General features: G+C 58.4%; 1 pseudogene. It reads right to left on the reverse strand.

The annotated features are described in order from the left end of the window. Positions 1–171: 171 nt before the first annotated feature. Positions 172–1,474 (reverse strand): annotated as a pseudogene (locus J8I82_RS37605) (IS701 family transposase). Positions 1,475–1,594 lie beyond the last annotated feature (120 nt).

Consider the following 1,594-nt stretch of genomic DNA (forward strand, 5'->3'; position numbering starts at 1 on the left):
GGGGATAACTACTCAACGAAAATAGTCGCCAGAGGACTTGACTTTCAACACCCCATAGAAGTCTTACTGTGTCATAAGAGAAGCTGTTGGTTCGGCTTCCGACAGCACGGACACATAGCGAGTCTACCGATCAATAGAATGCTGAGTTGATGGCGGATCGTGGTGATTGAATCAGCCACGTGTCGCTGGGCGCGCTGGGCTGCCCCGCGGGATGTAATCTGCGGGAAGCGCAGGCGTTTGGCGTGCGATGAAGTTTTTTTTTGGCGCCGACTGAACCGCCGGTGATAATTCGTTCAGAGACTAGGAATCCATAGGCGGCTATGCTCAATGCGGCATGGTGGTGAAAGCCCCGCCACCCTCGGCCTTCGTAATGCCCGAGGCCCAACTCCTGCTTCAAATCCTGGTAGTCGCGCTCGATGCGCCAACGCATGTGCGCCTGGGCGACCAGTTCATCCAGCGCAATGTCGGCCGGGAGGGTCGATAGGAAGTACTTCAATGGGTCAGCGTCCCCAGCAGGCCACTCGATTAGCAGCCACTGCTCGGGGCGCAGACGCGCCTTGCCGCTATTACCACCGGCGTGACGCACGCGTACGGCGGCAAAGCGCCCACTGAGCGTTTCGTTTGAGCCTTCGCGCCAGCTAATCGCCTGGAATGCGGTAGGCGGCAGGGAATGCGCCAGCTCCTTGACGCTGATAGGCTGTCGATTGCGAGTTCGCCGCGGCATCACCGGCGGGCGACCGATGCCGCTATATGGCTTCGGCGGCAACGGTGCCACCCCCGGTGGCCAAACCACGACCGCCGACGTGATACCCACTACATACGGCATACCCAGATCACTCAGACGCTGGCGAAAGCTGTTGTCCACTCCGTAGCCGGCATCCGCCAATACGCAATACTTTGGCGCGCCGGCGGCCAACAGCGATTCGAGCTGTTGCAGAGCAATCTCGGTCTTTGTTGTAAACCTTACGTCATCAGGAATTCCCGCCTTCTCACGCCTTGCAGTATCTTCCGCCCATTCCCGCGGTAGATAGAGCTGGTAGGCTACAGGCACACTCGCCTGCTCACAGGCCAGAGACACACTGACCGCGACCTGGCAGTTGTCCTGCTTGCCCAGCACCCCACAATACTGGCGCGCGACCCAAACCGAATGCTTACCCTTCTTCGGGAAGCCTGTGTCGTCAATGATCCAGAAGCCGCCAGTCGAGAGATCCATCTTGGGCACTACCCATTGACTGATCCGGCGTAGCAACTCCTCATCGGACCAGTCGGCCTTGGCCACAAAGTGGTGCAGTGCCTGGTGCCGAGCGCTAGCGTGAAGCGGATCGACTCCTGCCGCCATCGGCTCCACACTCTTCCGCGTGAGCGGCAGCATCAGCCCTGTGCAGTAGCCCTTGAGCCCTGCATGACGGTCCGCATGCCCCAGTCCCGCCGCCAAATGCTCCATGTATTGCTCAAATCGCTCGCTCGCGCTCATTGCTCTTCATGAACTGTGCCAAGGAGTTTATAGTAGGGCACATTTATGACACAGTAAGACTTCTATGGGGTGTTGAAAGTCAAGTCCTCTGGCGACTATTTTCGTTGAGTAGTTATCCCC

Origin of the sequence: Cupriavidus consociatus (assembly GCF_017814975.1) — a bacterium.
In the GTDB taxonomy this organism is placed as follows: domain Bacteria; phylum Pseudomonadota; class Gammaproteobacteria; order Burkholderiales; family Burkholderiaceae; genus Cupriavidus; species Cupriavidus consociatus.